Raw genomic sequence first — 14,953 nt, 5'->3', positions numbered from 1 at the left:
TCGCGTGGGGCTTTTTCTTTGGAGAACCAACATGGGACAACTGACCAACAAGGGCTATGTCGGTGAACGCCTGGACAGCATCCTTGCGGATCTGGACCAGGGTTTCCGCGCCATCTACGGCAACGACATCGACCTTGCCCCCGACAGCCCGGACGGCCAGATGCTCGGGCTCATCGCCCAGATCCGCGCCGACCTGGAGGAGCTGGGCGAGGTCACCTACCGCGCCCTGGACCCGGACCACGCCAGCGGTGCCTGGCTGGAACAGCGGGTCGCCTACGCCGGCCTGACCCGGCGCCAGGCGCGCTACAGCTACCTGCGCGGCGCCGCCCTTACCGGCCGCGCCGGCACCCTCATTCCCGCCGGCTCCGTGCTGCGGGACATCAACCGCGGCCGCTGGCTGCTGGTCGCCGACATCACCCTCGGCACCGATGGCTCGGCCCGCGCCGACCTGCGCAGTGAGCTGCTCGGTGCCTTCAACCTGCCCGCCAACAGCGCGCTCACCATCGAGACGCTGGTGCTGGGCTGGGACACCGCCACCAACCTGGCCGCCGCCGAAGTGGGCGCGGAAGAGGAGACCGACCCGGAACTGCGGGCGCGCTTCTACCGCAGCCGCTCCCGCCCGGCGCAGAACAGCCTCGACGGCCTGGTGGCGGCGCTGCTGCAACTGGCCGACGTGCGCCAGGTGGTCGGGCTGGAAAACACCGGTTCCACCGCGGACGCCGACGGCGTGCCCGGGCACAGCCTCAACCTCATCGTCGATGGCGGCGAGGAGCAGGCCATCGCCCAGGCGATCTTCCTGCGCAAACCCGCCGGCACCGGCCTCATGGGGCAGCAATCGCGCACCGTGGTGGACGGGCAGGGCGTCAATCGCCTGATCCGCTTCGACCGCCCGGCGATGGTCGACTGCAAAGCCTTCGTCCAGCTGCGCCGGGACGCCGAATTCACCGCCATCGACGTCGCCGCGATCAAGGCCCAGCTGGCCCAGCTGGACTTCCGCATCGGCCAGGACGTGCAGCTCTCCCGGCTCTACAGCCCGATCAACACGGTGCAGGGCTTCTGGGTCGAGCAGCTGAAGATCGGCCGCCGCAGCGGCGCCCTGGCGGCGGACAACATCGTCATCGGCGTCCGTGAACGGGCCCGCTTCGCCCAGGCTGACATCGAAGTGGTGGTGCTATGAGCTACGACCGCCTGCTGATCTGGCAGTACCAGGGCAAGCCCCGGGCCGCCGCCACCGCCGAACTGCTCTCGCGACAGTTCGGCGATACCTGGCAAGGGCTGGCGGCGCTCCCTGAAACACTGGACATCGACAACGCCGAAGGCGTGAACCTCGACCTGGTCGGCAAGCATGTCGGCCAGGGCCGCGTGCTGCCCGGCCTGGCGCCGCGCAGCCTGTTCGGCTTCTTTGAAGTGGCCGGCGCCAAGGGCTTCGGCAAGGGTAAGTGGTACCGCATGGGCGACCCGCTGGGTGAGTCGGCGGTGCTCGATGACGACGACTACCGCTTCCTCATCCGCTGCCGCATTGCCCGCAACTACCAGCTCGGCACCATCGAGGACATCAGCGCGGCGCTGCGCTTCATCTTCAACAGCGAAACGGTGGTCTTCGACCAGTACGACATGAGCCTGACCGTGGTCATCCGCACCGACCAGATCAGCGACTTCAAGCGCTACGCGCTGAACACCCTGGACATCCTGCCGCGCCCGGCCGGTGTCCGCATCCAGTTCTACGTCGCAGTGCCCCAGCGGGCATTCGGCTTCCGTGGCGCCCCCGGCGCACTCGGCTTCAACCAAGGAAAATTCGCGAGGTTCCTATGACGCAATACACCCGTCCCGACGAACTGGTCTTCGCTTCCGGCGCCAAGCCGGGCGAGCTCCAGAGCTTCCCCGACATCCCCCGCGGCTGGGGGGTGACCTTCGACCAGACCACCGGCGTTCCGCCGATGGAATGGTTCAACGCCCTGTTCAAGCGCAGCGATGAAGCCGTGCGCTACCTGCTGCAACGCGGCATCGGCGAGTGGTCCACCAGCGAGGACTACCCGACCGGCGCCCATGTGCAGGAGGGTGGCAAGGTGTGGAAGGCGAAGGTGGCGAACGTTGGGAAGCGGCCGTCGATCAACCCCACCGAGTGGGTGGAGACGGCGCTGACCCGTGATGCCCTGAAGACACTGATTCAGGAGCAGCTAGGGGGCGGGACCCTTAACTTTGGCCAATGGCTGTGGAGTGCCTCCACTTCGGGTGCTCTCGCCAATGGCTACCTGGCACTGAACAACGGCACGCCGGCAAACGCCACTGCCTTGCTCATTGCCAAGGCCAGCACCGAAGGACTGGATTACAGCCGTGGCCTCAGCATCTTGCGAGCTGGGGACACCATCTGCTTCCAAAGCCGCGATGGCGGTGCCGTGGTTCATCGTTTCCGCATTACCGGGGACCTGGTGGACAGCGGGACCTATCGCTCGGTGCCGGTGGTGTATGTCGGTGGGGCGGGTGGCGTGCCGGCGGCGAATGCTTCGCTGCAGGTATTGCTGACGCCGTCGGGGGCTTCGGACATGGGCATGCCGCTGATGTCCGTCCAATGGTGGGTGAGCCGCGCCAGCATCCCTGCTGGCTGCGCCCCGGCAGATGGTCAACTGTTGAGCCGTGCGTTGTATCCCGACGTTTGGGCGGCCATTCGCGATGGCAAGGTGCCCAAGGCCACCGAGGCAACCTGGAGCAGTGATCCCTCCCAGCGCGGCATGTTCACCGAAGGTGACGGCAGCACTACCTTCCGGATGCCGGACTACAACGGCAAGGCGGCGGGGTCGTTGGGGGCATTGTTCCTGCGGGGGGATGGGGCGTTGTCGAGCGGCATTTCTGGCTCGATTCAAGGGGATGCCATTCGGAACATAACGGGGGCAGGAGCCAAGATAGTTGGCTCAGCCCCGACGGGAGCGTTCAGTGCAGAGAATACTAGCAACGGGCCGTCTGGAACAGGCGCCAGCACGCTTTTGAGTTTCGATGCATCACGTGTCGTTCCCACCGCAGCTGAAAACCGCCCGCTCAACGTAACCGGCTGCTGGATCGTCAAGATGGGTAGCGGAGTTACCAGCGCCGGAGCAATCGATGCAGCAGCGATTTCTTCGACCTATGCGGCCCTGGTTACGCGCGTAGAAGCTCTGGAAGCGCGCCCGAGAACGCTAGGCGATGGACAGAGTTGGACAAATGTACTGGTAAACAGAGTCTTGGCGACCACTTATACCAACGCAACCGGGCGCTCAATACAGCTTTACCTAGTGGCGACTGGCGTACCCATGTCGTACCTCGGCGTGACTGTCAATGGTCAGACGCTTGGCGGCCCTTCAATTGCAAACATGTCCTTTGGGCATTGTTTGTCATTAACCATTCCGGCTGGAGCGACCTACTCGGTCAACTCAAGCACATCAATGACACAATGGTGGGAGCTTCGTTGATGAAATTCTTAAGAAACCCTAGTACTCGTGAAATTTTTTCCTTCCCTGCAGATGGCTCCGAGGATGCATTTATCCCAGGTGGCCTGGAGGTGATGACCCCCGAAGACATTTCGGTGCACTGCAATCCGGTCTACCAGCCAACGCGAGTGGAGGTCGACGCCGAGCGCGACAAGCGTATCGACGGGGGATCAGCTTCAATGGTGCGCACTTCCAATCCAGGCCAATCGACCGCGAACGCATCATCGAAGCTGCTCAACTGGCTTTAATGGCAATGACAGGCGGTGCCAAGTCGGATGATCTGCGCTGGATGGAGCCAGAACAGGATTTCACTTGGATCACGGCAGACAATACCCTCATGCCCATGGATGCCCATACTATTTTGGCTTTCGCCACGGCCGTGGCAGCGCGTACTCGGGCACTGGTCTTGGCAGGTCGTCGTCTGAAGGACATGGAGGCAGTCCCCTGCGACTACACGAGCGATAAGTGGTGGCAGTGATAGGTTCGACTGACTGATGTAACGCTTATTTGCGGCCCGCATTTTGCGGGCCGTTTCTTTTCCGACTGACTCGTTGTCGGTTTGTATCGAAGACATGGCGTTCGTTGATTCGTTTTCGGTGGGGCACCTGACCACCTTTATTTCCGGGCGGTAGACCGAACCTGCAAAAGGGGAGGCGCCGTTCAACCACTTGGTAACCGCCGGTGGTTTTCTAGCAAACGAATTGAACGAGGTTTTATCCATGACTCAATACAATCGCCCCAATGAGACGGTCTTTGCTTCGGGTGCCAAACCCGGAGAACTGGAAAGCTTCCCTGACATCACTCGAGGTTGGGGGGTGACTTTCGACCAGACCACCGGCATCCCGCCGATGGAGTGGTTCAACGCCTTGTTCAAACGCAGCGATGAAGCGGTGCGTTATCTGTTGCAGCGTGGTATCGGCGAGTGGTCCGCCACGGAGGACTACCCGATCGACGCCCATGTGCAGGAGGGTGGCAAGATCTGGAAGGCGAAGGTGGGCAGTGTTGGAAAGCGGCCGTCCCTCAACCCGACCGAGTGGGTCGAGACGGCGCTGACTCGAGAGGCTCTGAAAACGCTGATCCAGGAGCAACTGGGTGGCGGCACCATCAACTTCGGCCAGTGGCAGTGGAGCAGTGCCACCTCGGGTGGCGTAGCCAACGGTTACCTGGCGCTGAACACCACCAACCCAGCCGACGCCACATCGTTGCTGATCGCCAAGTCCAGCGCCGAAGGCCTGGACTACAGCCGCATAGTGGCCCTCTTGCGGGCTGGCGACACCCTTTGTATCCAGAGCCGCTCAGGCGGCACGGTCGCTCACCGCTTCCGTGTCACCGGGGATCTTGTGGACAGCGGGACCTATCGCTCGGTGCCGGTGGTTTACGTCAGTGGCGCCGGAGGTACGCCGACGGCCAATGCGCAGCTTCAGGTACTGATGACACCGGCTGGCGGTACCGTTCCTGCGGCAAGCACGACGGATTCGCAAACGGACTTCAATGCGGTAACTGAACCAGGTTGGTATCCCAAGCTGCTCGGAGGACCTGCCGGATCCAGGAATGCCAACCACCCCGATGGCCAGGCAAGCATGCTGAAGGGCAGCGGGGTAACCAACTACTACTGGCTACTGACTGCCCGCTATGCCGCGAACCTGATTCAGGTTGCATTGCCCTATGTGAGCAGTGCCGACGTTTCGCTGGTGACGATGAAGTTCCGTCTTCTTGGCGGCGGTGTCTGGTCCCCTTGGCGTTCGGTTTTGCACGCAGACAATACGCTGGGAACCGGTTTGCCTGCGGCCTCGGTCATGTGGTGGTCGTTCCGCAACTCTATTCCTGCGGGTTGGGCGCCTGCGGATGGCCAGTTGTTGAATCGGGCTCTCTATCCCGATATCTGGGCAGCCGTCAGTGAAGGGAGGCTGCCCAAAGCGACCGAGGCACTCTGGAATAGCGATCCGTCGCAGCGAGGCATGTTCACTGAGGGCGATGGGAGTACCACGTTCCGTATGCCCGACTACAACGGCAAGGCGGTGGGATCGTTGGGGGCATTGTTCCTGAGGGGCGATGGAACGTTGTCCACAGGGACGCACGGTGTTGTGCAAACGGATGCTATGCAAGGTCACTGGCACAATCTGGATATTGGTGGCGTTGCCGGTACAACAGGGCTCAGCGCGACAAACGTCGCCATGTCGAATGGTGTTACTTCGGGGGTTGGAGCAATCCGCAGCCCGATTGGCGATGGAGTAAACGGTGCGCCTCGGGTTGCTTCGGAAACGCGTCCTCTCAACGTAACTGGCTGCTGGATCATCAGGATGGGAGGGGGGGTGACCAACGCCGGAACCATCGATGCGGCGGCAATTTCTTCGACATACGCAGCGTTGGTGACGAGGGTAGAGGCGCTTGAGGCGCGTCCACGCACTCTGGGCGATGGGCAGTCTTGGCAGGATGTAACTGCCAGCCGTTCTGCTGGCGTCACGTACACGAATACCAGCGGGCGACCCAAGTTCGTAAGTGTGTTTGCCGCAAACGGTGCAGCTACACGTGGCCTTCACGTAGGCGGGCTATTGGTTGCGCAACTGACACCTATATCAAGTGGAACCATTTCCTCCACCGTGTATGCCATCGTTCCGAATGGTGTTACCTACTCGCTGACAGCAGGCGCAAGTATCACTACCTGGATGGAATTGGGCTAACGAAGCATTTTCGCGCCTTCAGGGCGACGAGGTTTTCGTTTACGAAAGTATCGGCTCTGATGTAGTACCCAGATGCCGATTCAGGGAGCGCTGTTTTAGCGACTGATCTAACGCGTGTATCCGGCCCGCACTCTGCGGGCCGCTCTCTTTACTGACCGGCTCGTTGTCGATTTGTATCGAAGGTATGGAGTTCGTCGATTCGTTTTCGGTGGGGTGACTGACCACCTTTATTTCCGGGCGGCAGACAGAACCCACAAGAGGGGAGGCGCCGCTCAACCACCTGGCCAATCGCTGGGTGGTTTTCTAGCAAACGAATCGAACGAGGTTTTATTCATGACTCAATACAATCGCCCCAACGAGACGGTCTTCGCCTCGGGGGCCAAACCCGGGGAACTGGAAAGCTTCCCTGATATCGCCCGTGGCTGGGGCGTTACCTTCGACCAGACCGATGGCATTCCGCCGATGGAGTGGTTCAACTCGCTGTTCAAGCGCGGCGATGAGGCAGTGCGCTATTTGATGCAGCGCGGTGTGCCTGAGTGGTCCGCCACTGAGGATTACCCTATTGGCGCATATGTTCAGGAGAGTGGAAAACTCTGGCGAAGCATTACTGCCAATACCGGGAAGAGGCCGGTCTCATATGCCGCTCTTTGGGAGGCCTTGAAGGTCACCAAGAGTGAGTTGGATGATACCTATGCTGCTCTGGCTCATGCCCACAGTTTCAGCTCGATCACCAACAAACCAACGTCCGTAGATGGGTATGGCATTCAGGATGGCGTGACGTTCAAGAGCATCGGGCTGCCTTTTCATGCGCTTTCGCTTCCGGTGATTGCTACTGATGACGGCCGTATCATGCTTACTGCCCAGGCGGTAGCGGGCGCGGGGGGGAAAGTCACTATTCCTGCCGGGGTTTCCTTGAGCGTTGCTGTGGAAGTCGACAGCACGAAGACAGGGATCGCAAGGCCGTTCGTAACGTCGGCGTGGGGCAGTCCCGATCTGGCTATCAACTCGGAGTACTTCCTCCGGGCTCAAGTGATCAATGGTGCCCTGTCGATCTACGTTCAAAAGGGCAAGTTGAGTGATGTAATTCCTGTTTCCTTGAAAGGGTCTGTGAATGGCGAGTCGGGGGGTGGGTTTCCATCTACGGTACTGGATATCTGCCTAGCGCGGATTATTACCGGGGCTGCAGGAAGTTCTCCGCTCGTTCAGCGTGTTTATCACCGGCGGAGCCATAGCTGGACAGTCTCGCTTAACGGTACGGGTACGCTGTATCTGCCCATGGACCCTCATGTCAAAGCTGCATCTGGAAGTCTCAGTTGTCTGATGCCTCCGGAAAGCGGCTTGGCACACATCGTTTTCTCTGGAACGGGTTGGATGGGGGCTTCTTCCGCTTACTGTGTTCCTGGGAATGCTGCGGTAGTGACCGAGAGCTACTGGAACGGATATACGCCCATGACCATATCCAGTAACAACGCAGTGGGCGATGTTTTTCAAACATCGATTAATGCTGGATTCGACCACACTAGTGCACGATCGATGTGGCAGACCTATCAGGTAGAACATACCTATGGTGCTCAGGTGGCATCCAGCGATGAGCTGCTATTCAGTATGGGAGTTAAAACCATACAAAGTTCGGATTACGAGAATGGCATTTCGATCAGCTATTCCAATTGCACAAACGCTGTTTTCACCTGGAGTGTGTACAAATGAAGGTGATTGAGGGACTTCATGTTTATGGCGATGAGCTACGTGTGCCGAATCCATCCGAGTGCCACCGTTGGCAAGACGGTGAATGGGTGCTTGATGACGCACTGGTCGTAGCTGCCAGAGAGAGGCGCCTGAGCAAGCTCTGTGAGGCGATAGATCGTGCCGGTAACTCGGTACTCGAAAGCGTGGTCGGTAGCCCCCTGCGTTTGGCCGAGTATGAGGTCGCTGCAATGGAGGCGCGAGCATTCAAGTCGGCTGGCTACCCGATCGACTCCGTACCTCGCTCGGTAAGCGCGTGGTCAATCGGTGGGCGCAATCCTGAGCAGGCCGCCAACGAAATCCTCGAGAAGGCACAACGAGGTGAGGTGGCTATTCATGCCTTGCGCGAGATCAGGCTTGCGAGCAAGTCGAAGGTACGCCAGGCAATGGCAGATGGTCTTGAGGATGAGGCGAGGCTTCATGTGAAGCAGGCCATTGAAGACATGTCCCGGGTATGAGTTCAGATTGGTGCGCCTATGACAGTGAATGCACTTGACCGATTGAGTGGGGCCTTTAGTGTCCTGAATACAAACGCCCGCCCCGAAGCGGGCGTTTTCATTTCCGCCCTTACCTCAGCAGTGTCCCGCTTCTCCATCACCACCCCCGCCCGCCAATCCGCCTTCCTGGCCCAGTGCGCCCATGAGTCCGCTGGCTTCTCCCGCTTCGCGGAGAACCTCAATTACAGCGCTGCCGGCTTGGCGGCTACCTGGCCAGGTCGGTTCCGTGGAGCGGATGAGCAGCCCAATGCGTTGGCGCTGGCTTATCAGCGGCGGCCGGCTGTAATCGCCAACCATGTCTATGCCAATCGCATGGGCAATGGCGATGAGGAGTCCGGTGATGGCTGGCGCTTCCGTGGGCGGGGTCTGTTGCAGATCACCGGGCGCGGGATGTACCAGCGTTGCGGTGAGGCCTTGGGGCTGCCGCTGCTGGAGCAACCGGATCTGCTGCTGCAACCGGAGCAGGCGGTGTTGTCTGCCGCCTGGTTCTGGAAATCCAATGGTTTGAATGCGCTGGCCGATGCTGGGAATTTCGAGGCCATCACCCGCCGTATCAACGGTGGGCTGAATGGCCTGGCAGAGCGCAAGGCGCTCTGGCTGAAGGCCCGGGAGGCGCTGGAATGAACCGGCTCGCTTCCTGGAAGTGGCTGGCGTTGCTGCTGATGGTGGCGCTGTTGATCGGGCTGGGCGCCTGGTGCGCTACCCGCGTTTACCGCCCGCAACTGGAGGAGCTGAGGCAACAGCTGGCCGAGTCCCGTCGTGGCGCCGAAGCCAGCCTGCTGGTGCTGCAAAAGCAGAACGCTGCCATGGTCGAGCTCGAGGCTCGTGCTGCGGAGAGAGCTCGCCAGGGCGAGTTGCTCCAGGCACGGGCCAACCAGGCTGCGCAACAGGACTACGCCGCGGCGACCCGGGTGATGCTGGAGCCATCGCCGGCAGGCGTCGATGCCTGTGAGGCGGCGCGCCTGGCGTTTGCCGAAGAGCTTCGCCGGGAGCGTGCGCCATGAAAGTCGCCTGGTTGCTGCCATTTGCGCTGTTATCCGGCTGCTCCACCGGGGTGCAGCCTGCCCCTGACCTGGTCGAGGTCAAGGTGCCGGTGCCGATTCCCTGCAAGGTGGTCGCTCCTGCGGTGCCGGCGTTTGCAGTCGAGTCGCTGGCGCTGGATGCAACGATCGATCAACAAATGAAAGCCCTGCGTGCCGAGCGCTTGCAACGCATCGGCTACGAGCGCGAGCTATTGGCCGCGTTCCAGGCCTGTCGCTGAGTACGGCGGGCCTCTATCCCTTCCTTTCGGGCGCGCTTCAGCGCCCGCCTTTTACGCAGTCATGCTCGTCGAATGTGACGAGCTGGCTGCGTCCTTTTCCCTTCTTCGCGACATAGTGATAGCGGGTCTGGCCATTGGTACGGCTGATCTTGTCTGGCTTGCCCAGCATGCTTTCCACATCGCGCCGGGTCATGCCCGTCCTCACCTGTTTGCGCAATATCGCCTGGCGTCGCTCCTGGCCGACGATGCGGTTGCCGCAACCATCCTGCCTTTCCCCCACTACTTCTATTTCCCTGGGCTTCTCGGCCTGTTCCTTCCGTGCGTTTCGCGTTATCCGTTCGATCTTTGCTGGTGGCAGCAATGCCGGGCTGTCTTGCATGGCCTCGACTCGTTCCCGCACCTCCACCAATTCGTCGTCCGGGCAACCCAGCTGGGTGAAGGTGACATGCCCGTGCGCGTCCTCGCATCGGTAGATGGAGGCCCCCAGCGGCGGGCTTTCGAGCGCGATGTAGAGCAGAAGGGGCAGGGTGCAGAGCGATGTGCGCATGGCGATGTCCTCCGTGACGGTTGCCCTCGAAGGTATCTGCTTTAATTTCTTCCTAACGGTGTCTCACCAAGGGGCGCCAACGTCGTATGGAAGGTGAAAGCGATCTCAGCTTTGCAGCGCAAGCGATTGTTCTAGCCACGATTTTGTAACGCGCAAAATGACCCTCCGGTGTTATCATTGCGCAGTCAGCCTCGCCGAGGCTTTTGGACACCCCTCATGGACTTACCCAGTAGTTACTCAAGACCGCATTTGTACGATCGCGTATTGACTGATTGACCCTCCTTGGCGTGCGCCGCCACTGGGGGTGGAGCGCGCTATGACCGAAGTAGAAGTAAAAAAGTCGCAAGATAGCCTGCAGGACCGCCTCGCTCAGGTGGTCGATCTGCTGCATCGCCACAAGCTGGTGGAAGACCTGACCCATCGTCAGGAAGGCCAGCACCAGGATCTCGTCGAGAACCTGGTTCATCGCCAGAATCTCGCCGAGCTGCAACGCAAGCTCGATGAGCTGCACCCCGCCGACATCGCCCACATTCTCGAAGCCCTGCCGCTTGGCGATCGTCTGACCGTCTGGCAACTGGTCAAGGCCGAGCGCGACGGCGACATCCTCCTCGAAGTCTCCGACTCGGTTCGTGAAACGCTGATCGCCGACATGGACGATCACGAGCTGCTCGCTGCCGCCAAGGAGATGGACGCGGACGAGCTGGCCGACCTCGCGCCCGAGCTGCCCCGTGACGTGATCCACGAGCTGATGGAGACGCTCGACGCCCAGCAGCGCGAGCGCGTGCGCTCGGCCCTGTCCTATGAAGAGGACCAGGTCGGTGCGCTGATGGACTTCGAGATGGTCACCATCCGCGAGGATGTGACCCTGGAAGTGGTGCTGCGCTACCTGCGCCGCCTCAAGGAGTTGCCGGGGCATACCGACAAGCTCTTCGTGGTCGATTACGACGGCATCCTCAAGGGCGTGCTGCCGATCAAGCGCCTGCTGGTGAATGATCCGGACAAGCAGGTGGCCGAGGTGATGGCCAGCGATCCCGTGAGTTTCCATCCGGACGAAGATGCCTATGACGCCGCCCAGGCGTTCGAGCGTTACGACCTTATTTCCGCCCCGGTAGTGGACAAGAACGGCAAGCTGATCGGCCGTCTGACCATCGACGAGATCGTCGACCTGATCCGTGAGGAGAGCGAGACGGAAGTCCTCAACATGGCCGGTCTGCGCGAGGAAGAAGACATCTTCGCCTCGGTGTGGAAGTCGGTCGGCAACCGTTGGGCCTGGCTGGCCGTCAACCTGGTCACCGCGTTCATCGCCTCCCGTGTGATCGGCCTGTTCGAAGGCTCGATCGAGAAGCTGGTAGCGCTGGCGGCCTTGATGCCGATCGTGGCGGGCATCGGTGGCAACTCCGGCAACCAGACCATCACCATGATCGTCCGCGCCATGGCGCTGGACCAGGTCAGCACCGGCAATACCAGCCGCCTGATGCGCAAGGAACTGGGCGTGGCGCTGGTCAACGGCCTGGTGTGGGGTGGAGTGATCGGCCTCGTCGCCTATTACCTCTACGACAGCTGGTCCCTCGGTGCGGTGATGACCGGGGCGATGACGCTCAACCTGCTGCTCGCGGCCTTGATGGGGGTGCTGATCCCGATGACGCTGGTGCGGCTCGGGCGCGATCCGGCCATGGGCTCCAGCGTGATGATCACCGCCATGACCGACAGCGGCGGTTTCTTCATCTTCCTCGGGCTTGCGACCGTCTTCCTGCTCTAGCCCTAGCGCTCACAACACAAGGCCCCGCATCAGTGGGGCCTTTTGCTTTGTGGGGTATGGAGTGGGCAAACGCCGTGCAAGAAAAAGCCGCCTCAGGGGCGGCTATCAATCAGTCGACGTGCTGCGAACTCAGGCTTCTTCGGCGGCGAGTTCAGCATCGTGAGCGATCAACGCAACCAGCGCATTTTGCTGGCGACGGGAAAGCTGGCGGAAGCGTTGCAGCAGTTCGCGCTCGTGCAGCGACAGCTCGGGGCTGTCGAGGCGCATGGACAGACCTTCATCCAGGGCGCCTTCCTGAAGCATGCTCTGCTCCAGGCGAGCGATGATTTCGGAGTTCATGCTGCGGTGGTGATTACGCGCCACATCGGCGATGCGCTCGCGCATGCCTTCGGGCAAACGTACGACGAACTTGTCAGCGGTGCGGCTGGAATAGATAGCCTGTTTCATAGGGCGCATACATTTAAACCGGTTAGTTCAGGGAGCGATGCTGGCAATGAGCTACGTGATTGTCACCGGTTTGACCATCTTTAGCATCAGTCGTTCAACCATTCATCGCGATCGGCGTCATTATGACTTGGCAGTCACCTAAACGGTTCCTTGACGTCAAATCTGTGTCGCATTGTGCGCTGGGTAGCGGCTTTTTGCCAGCACCAGTTGTCCGAAATGCGAGTCAATATGCAAAAGGCCCACATATGAATGCTGTAGGGGGTAAAAATTCCCCGCCTCGCTGAAGATCGTGGAGATTTCGTGCGCGAGGCCACATCCAGCGCTCTAATTCGGGCTTCTGGCAGATTAAAAGCGCGATCTTGCAAGCGTAGTCCCCCCTATCGGAGTAAGCACTGGCATTTCGCTACTGTGCGACGTCCGGTATACAGCGCCAGCGCATTCGGCCTCTCCAATCTGAAATGCTTTCCGGGTAAGGTGGCGAGCGCCATGGCCGTGCCGTGGCGCTCGCAATGACCAGGCTCCCAGGTGCACAGATGAAAGGCAGGCTGTTCTATCTCATCGGACCTTCCGGCTCAGGCAAGGACAGCCTGCTCGATGCCGCACGCGCGCCGCTCGCCGATAGCGGCTGCCATATCGTGCGCCGGGTCATCACCCGTTCGGCCGAAGCGGTGGGGGAGGCGGCCCAGGCGGTCAGTCCCGCGCAGTTCACGGAGATGGAGCGAGACGGCGCTTTCGCCATGAGCTGGCACGCCAATGGGCTGTCCTATGGCATTCCGCTGCAGATCGACGAATGGCTGGAGGCGGGGGAAGACGTGCTGGTCAACGGTTCGCGCGGCTACCTGCCGGAGGCTCGTCGTCGCTACCCCGATCTGCACGCCATCCTGCTGACGGTGGAGATGGATGTTCTGCGCCAGCGCCTTCAGGCCCGGGGACGCGAGACGGCTGCCGAGATAGAGGCCCGCCTGGCACGCAACGCCCGTTTCAATGCGTCGCTGCAGGAAGAGGGAGGCGCGGCCCTGTCCGTCCTGGACAACTCAGGCCCGCTGGAAGAAACGCTGAAGCGTCTGCTGCAATTGCTCAATCACCCGCGCAACACAGCCTGACTCAGCGCAGTACCGGATCGAACTTCACCCGCTTGCCCACCAGCAACGCTGCCACGAACAGCACGGCGCTGGTCGCCAGTGCCACCTTCACCGCTGCTACCGGCCAGGCGGCCTGCCAGGGCTCCAGCCACAAGGTCAGGGTGAACACCAGGCTGAGCATCAGGAACAGCACGGCTGACTTCGACATCTCTATCTCCTCGCCGGATTCGTGGCGCGTCACTAAAAGAAGGGGTCGTAATAGTTGGCGATGCGCTCGTCCCGCTGGCGCTCCGCCTTCTGTTCATCCGCCAATCCCTGGTCGGTGATGCGATCGATCACCCAGAGCGCCCCGCACGCGATGGCCGCCAGCAGCAGGATCATCCCCGGAAACAGCATTCCCCACAGGGCCATGTCCATGCTCTCCACTCAGAAGGACAGGCGCTGGGCGGGGCGGGGTTGCCATTCGCTGCTCTGCAGGCGGCTCACCTTGGGTTGCTGGTCGCCGGACTGGGTGGCGTACTCGAACTGCACCGGCGTCGGGCGGATGCGCTCGACCAGATGCTTGACGGCCTGTTGCTGCTGGCTGCTCTGCAGAGCGGCGAACGCGCTGGCGGCCAGGAGCGTCAATACGGTTGCTGCGAGGAGAGTGATGACACTGTTCATGATTATTGGGCTCGCATCCAGAAATCTCATGACTGGAATAGAGCAGGTGTCATGCCAAGCTTGATGGTTTTAAAAATGCTTTAAAATCAAAGTCTTACATTGATGTTTCGAATGTGTGCCCGTGCACTTTGCAAGGCGCCCGATTTTTCCACATTGCAAATTGCACGGAGCCTTTTCGCCGCTTCGCTTGCTGGCCATCCAGGCGCTCTGGAATGGGCGGCTCAGCGGGTCAATCCAGAGGCAGCTCGGTGGTGCGCTTGACCTCGCTCATGGCGATGTTCGAGTGCGCTTCCAGCACATGCGGCCGCTGCAGCAACTGGTCCCGCAGGAAGCGCTCGTAGCTGCCGATATCCCGTGCCACCACCTTCAGCAGGTAATCCGAGCCGCCGGCCATGGTGTAGCACTCCAGTACCTCCGGGTAGCCGACGATGGCTTTCTCGAACTCGGTGAGGTTGTTACGCCCGTGGGCCGAGAGCTTGATGTTGACGAACACGGTGATGGAGAAGCCCAGCAGCTTGGGATTGAGCAGGGCGACCTTGCGTTCGATCAGGCCGTCTTCCTGCATGCGGTTGATCCGCCGCCAGCAGGGTGACTGGGACAGCTCCACCTTCTCGGCCACCTCGGCGGCGGAGAGGTCGGCGTTGTGTTGCAGCAGGCGGAGGATCTTGCGATCGATAGGGCTCAGAGGGTTCTGCATGAGTCAGTCCGTAATACTATTTTTGTTGGATTAATCATGCGCAATATTGGCGTTCGAGTCCGAAAATAGAAAGAAAAAAGCAGAACCCTTCAGTCAGATTATTGAGCATGCGTCC

General features: G+C 60.8%; 19 protein-coding genes. 13 read left to right on the top strand and 6 right to left on the bottom strand.

The features are described 5' to 3' along the window. Nucleotides 1-31 precede the first annotated feature (31 nt). The 11 genes from PSm6_RS01690 (at nucleotide 32) to PSm6_RS01645 (ending at nucleotide 9,643) form a co-directional block, all read left to right on the top strand. A complete protein-coding gene (locus PSm6_RS01690; RefSeq protein WP_021218493.1) occupies nucleotides 32-1,177 on the top strand; it encodes a baseplate J/gp47 family protein in 1,146 nt (381 codons plus the stop codon). Next, nucleotides 1,174-1,812: a baseplate wedge 1 family protein gene (locus PSm6_RS01685; RefSeq protein ID WP_265169352.1), complete on the top strand. Its 639-nt coding sequence runs from the start codon at nucleotides 1,174-1,176 to the stop codon at nucleotides 1,810-1,812. The genes PSm6_RS01690 and PSm6_RS01685 overlap by 4 nt, the downstream gene beginning before the upstream one ends. After that, nucleotides 1,809-3,443, top strand: coding sequence for a phage tail protein (locus PSm6_RS01680; protein ID WP_265169350.1), 1,635 nt, complete (start codon nucleotides 1,809-1,811; stop codon nucleotides 3,441-3,443). Before PSm6_RS01685 ends, PSm6_RS01680 begins: the two co-directional genes overlap by 4 nt. Further along, a complete protein-coding gene (locus tag PSm6_RS01675) occupies nucleotides 3,443-3,709 on the top strand; it encodes a hypothetical protein (protein ID WP_265169349.1) in 267 nt (88 codons plus the stop codon). The genes PSm6_RS01680 and PSm6_RS01675 overlap by 1 nt, the downstream gene beginning before the upstream one ends. Then, nucleotides 3,631-3,939 carry a DUF4376 domain-containing protein gene (locus PSm6_RS30715; protein WP_443096608.1) on the top strand — a complete coding sequence of 103 codons (309 nt, stop codon included), beginning with the start codon at nucleotides 3,631-3,633 and terminating at the stop codon, nucleotides 3,937-3,939. The genes PSm6_RS01675 and PSm6_RS30715 overlap by 79 nt, the downstream gene beginning before the upstream one ends. Nucleotides 3,940-4,180: 241 nt before the next feature. Next, nucleotides 4,181-6,142 carry a tail fiber protein gene (locus tag PSm6_RS01670; RefSeq protein ID WP_265169347.1) on the top strand — a complete coding sequence of 654 codons (1,962 nt, stop codon included), beginning with the start codon at nucleotides 4,181-4,183 and terminating at the stop codon, nucleotides 6,140-6,142. Between the two features lie 333 nt (nucleotides 6,143-6,475). Beyond that, nucleotides 6,476-7,849, top strand: coding sequence for a hypothetical protein (locus PSm6_RS01665; RefSeq protein ID WP_265169346.1), 1,374 nt, complete (start codon nucleotides 6,476-6,478; stop codon nucleotides 7,847-7,849). Beyond that, complete coding sequence (locus PSm6_RS01660) at nucleotides 7,846-8,343, top strand: phage tail protein (RefSeq protein ID WP_265169345.1); 498 nt, start codon at nucleotides 7,846-7,848, stop codon at nucleotides 8,341-8,343. The genes PSm6_RS01665 and PSm6_RS01660 overlap by 4 nt, the downstream gene beginning before the upstream one ends. An 18-nt stretch (nucleotides 8,344-8,361) precedes the next feature. Continuing rightward, the gene (locus tag PSm6_RS01655) at nucleotides 8,362-9,006 is read left to right on the top strand and encodes a glycoside hydrolase family 19 protein (protein ID WP_265169344.1); all 645 of its coding nucleotides are present in this window, start codon (nucleotides 8,362-8,364) and stop codon (nucleotides 9,004-9,006) included. Continuing rightward, nucleotides 9,003-9,386: a hypothetical protein gene (locus PSm6_RS01650; protein ID WP_265169342.1), complete on the top strand. Its 384-nt coding sequence runs from the start codon at nucleotides 9,003-9,005 to the stop codon at nucleotides 9,384-9,386. The genes PSm6_RS01655 and PSm6_RS01650 overlap by 4 nt, the downstream gene beginning before the upstream one ends. After that, nucleotides 9,383-9,643 carry a hypothetical protein gene (locus PSm6_RS01645; protein ID WP_265169341.1) on the top strand — a complete coding sequence of 87 codons (261 nt, stop codon included), beginning with the start codon at nucleotides 9,383-9,385 and terminating at the stop codon, nucleotides 9,641-9,643. The genes PSm6_RS01650 and PSm6_RS01645 overlap by 4 nt, the downstream gene beginning before the upstream one ends. A 37-nt stretch (nucleotides 9,644-9,680) precedes the next feature. Here the strand turns inward: PSm6_RS01645 and PSm6_RS01640 are convergent, their stop codons facing one another. Then, a complete protein-coding gene (locus PSm6_RS01640; RefSeq protein WP_265169340.1) occupies nucleotides 9,681-10,190 on the bottom strand; it encodes a DUF4124 domain-containing protein in 510 nt (169 codons plus the stop codon). A gap of 316 nt (nucleotides 10,191-10,506) precedes the next feature. Between PSm6_RS01640 and mgtE the strand changes: the two genes are divergently transcribed. Then, nucleotides 10,507-11,949, top strand: a complete 1,443-nt coding sequence (gene mgtE / locus PSm6_RS01635; protein ID WP_021218504.1) for a magnesium transporter — start codon at nucleotides 10,507-10,509, stop codon at nucleotides 11,947-11,949. Between the two features lie 129 nt (nucleotides 11,950-12,078). Here mgtE and PSm6_RS01630 read toward each other — a convergent pair whose 3' ends face one another. After that, the gene (locus PSm6_RS01630) at nucleotides 12,079-12,405 is read right to left on the bottom strand and encodes an Arc family DNA-binding protein (protein ID WP_031287390.1); all 327 of its coding nucleotides are present in this window, start codon (nucleotides 12,403-12,405) and stop codon (nucleotides 12,079-12,081) included. Nucleotides 12,406-12,929: 524 nt separating this feature from the next. Here PSm6_RS01630 and phnN point away from each other — a divergent pair. Continuing rightward, nucleotides 12,930-13,499: a phosphonate metabolism protein/1,5-bisphosphokinase (PRPP-forming) PhnN gene (gene phnN, locus PSm6_RS01625; protein WP_021218506.1), complete on the top strand. Its 570-nt coding sequence runs from the start codon at nucleotides 12,930-12,932 to the stop codon at nucleotides 13,497-13,499. A gap of 1 nt (nucleotide 13,500) precedes the next feature. Here the strand turns inward: phnN and PSm6_RS01620 are convergent, their stop codons facing one another. From PSm6_RS01620 to PSm6_RS01605, 4 genes are all read right to left on the bottom strand, one after another. Then, nucleotides 13,501-13,686, bottom strand: coding sequence for a PA3371 family protein (locus PSm6_RS01620; protein ID WP_021218507.1), 186 nt, complete (start codon nucleotides 13,684-13,686; stop codon nucleotides 13,501-13,503). Nucleotides 13,687-13,718: 32 nt separating this feature from the next. Then, complete coding sequence (locus PSm6_RS01615) at nucleotides 13,719-13,895, bottom strand: hypothetical protein (protein WP_021218508.1); 177 nt, start codon at nucleotides 13,893-13,895, stop codon at nucleotides 13,719-13,721. Nucleotides 13,896-13,904: 9 nt separating this feature from the next. After that, entirely contained in the window at nucleotides 13,905-14,141 is a 237-nt protein-coding gene (locus PSm6_RS01610) for a hypothetical protein (protein WP_148304211.1), read from the bottom strand. A gap of 229 nt (nucleotides 14,142-14,370) precedes the next feature. Beyond that, nucleotides 14,371-14,838 carry an Lrp/AsnC family transcriptional regulator gene (locus PSm6_RS01605; RefSeq protein WP_021218510.1) on the bottom strand — a complete coding sequence of 156 codons (468 nt, stop codon included), beginning with the start codon at nucleotides 14,836-14,838 and terminating at the stop codon, nucleotides 14,371-14,373. Nucleotides 14,839-14,953: the final 115 nt, after the last annotated feature.

Source organism: Pseudomonas solani (assembly GCF_026072635.1).
In the GTDB taxonomy this organism is placed as follows: Bacteria; Pseudomonadota; Gammaproteobacteria; order Pseudomonadales; family Pseudomonadaceae; genus Metapseudomonas; species Metapseudomonas solani.
This window is presented reverse-complemented; position numbering and strand designations above follow the sequence as displayed.

What these genes read in the sequence shown, in the direction of transcription:
- PSm6_RS01675 (WP_265169349.1), top strand. Translation starts at nt 3,443, where the DNA reads ATGAAATTCTTAAGAAACCCTAGTACTCGTGAAATTTTTTCCTTCCCT.
- PSm6_RS01685 (WP_265169352.1), top strand. Translation starts at nt 1,174, where the DNA reads ATGAGCTACGACCGCCTGCTGATCTGGCAGTACCAGGGCAAGCCCCGG.
- PSm6_RS01615 (WP_021218508.1), bottom strand. Translation starts at nt 13,895, where the DNA reads ATGGACATGGCCCTGTGGGGAATGCTGTTTCCGGGGATGATCCTGCTG.
- PSm6_RS01660 (WP_265169345.1), top strand. Translation starts at nt 7,846, where the DNA reads ATGAAGGTGATTGAGGGACTTCATGTTTATGGCGATGAGCTACGTGTG.
- PSm6_RS01670 (WP_265169347.1), top strand. Translation starts at nt 4,181, where the DNA reads ATGACTCAATACAATCGCCCCAATGAGACGGTCTTTGCTTCGGGTGCC.
- PSm6_RS01650 (WP_265169342.1), top strand. Translation starts at nt 9,003, where the DNA reads ATGAACCGGCTCGCTTCCTGGAAGTGGCTGGCGTTGCTGCTGATGGTG.
- PSm6_RS01610 (WP_148304211.1), bottom strand. Translation starts at nt 14,141, where the DNA reads ATGAACAGTGTCATCACTCTCCTCGCAGCAACCGTATTGACGCTCCTG.
- PSm6_RS01605 (WP_021218510.1), bottom strand. Translation starts at nt 14,838, where the DNA reads ATGCAGAACCCTCTGAGCCCTATCGATCGCAAGATCCTCCGCCTGCTG.
- PSm6_RS01640 (WP_265169340.1), bottom strand. Translation starts at nt 10,190, where the DNA reads ATGCGCACATCGCTCTGCACCCTGCCCCTTCTGCTCTACATCGCGCTC.
- PSm6_RS01645 (WP_265169341.1), top strand. Translation starts at nt 9,383, where the DNA reads ATGAAAGTCGCCTGGTTGCTGCCATTTGCGCTGTTATCCGGCTGCTCC.
- phnN (WP_021218506.1), top strand. Translation starts at nt 12,930, where the DNA reads ATGAAAGGCAGGCTGTTCTATCTCATCGGACCTTCCGGCTCAGGCAAG.
- PSm6_RS01665 (WP_265169346.1), top strand. Translation starts at nt 6,476, where the DNA reads ATGACTCAATACAATCGCCCCAACGAGACGGTCTTCGCCTCGGGGGCC.
- PSm6_RS01680 (WP_265169350.1), top strand. Translation starts at nt 1,809, where the DNA reads ATGACGCAATACACCCGTCCCGACGAACTGGTCTTCGCTTCCGGCGCC.
- mgtE (WP_021218504.1), top strand. Translation starts at nt 10,507, where the DNA reads ATGACCGAAGTAGAAGTAAAAAAGTCGCAAGATAGCCTGCAGGACCGC.
- PSm6_RS01655 (WP_265169344.1), top strand. Translation starts at nt 8,362, where the DNA reads ATGACAGTGAATGCACTTGACCGATTGAGTGGGGCCTTTAGTGTCCTG.
- PSm6_RS01630 (WP_031287390.1), bottom strand. Translation starts at nt 12,405, where the DNA reads ATGCGCCCTATGAAACAGGCTATCTATTCCAGCCGCACCGCTGACAAG.
- PSm6_RS01690 (WP_021218493.1), top strand. Translation starts at nt 32, where the DNA reads ATGGGACAACTGACCAACAAGGGCTATGTCGGTGAACGCCTGGACAGC.
- PSm6_RS01620 (WP_021218507.1), bottom strand. Translation starts at nt 13,686, where the DNA reads ATGTCGAAGTCAGCCGTGCTGTTCCTGATGCTCAGCCTGGTGTTCACC.